Annotated in this window: 1 protein-coding gene; it reads left to right on the forward strand. The window is 41.2% G+C overall.

Annotated elements, in window-relative coordinates; translation table 11 throughout:
* Positions 1 to 255: adenylosuccinate synthetase (locus tag FUA24_RS03020; RefSeq protein WP_187388141.1), on the forward strand; the 255-nt coding region annotated here is incomplete at both ends.

Below are 255 nucleotides of genomic sequence, written 5' to 3' on the forward strand. Positions count from 1 at the left end.
TATAGATTTTGGTACTTACCCATTTGTAACATCTAGTAACACTACAGCTGCAGGTGCTTGTACTGGCTTAGGCGTTGCACCAAACCAAATAGGTGAAGTATTTGGTATTTTTAAAGCTTATACTACTAGAGTAGGCTCGGGCCCATTCCCTACTGAGTTATTTGATGAAGATGGTGATACTATGGGGCGTGTAGGTAATGAATTTGGTGCTACAACAGGACGTAAAAGACGTTGCGGTTGGTTAGATTTAGTTGC

Source organism: Seonamhaeicola marinus, from assembly GCF_008085455.1.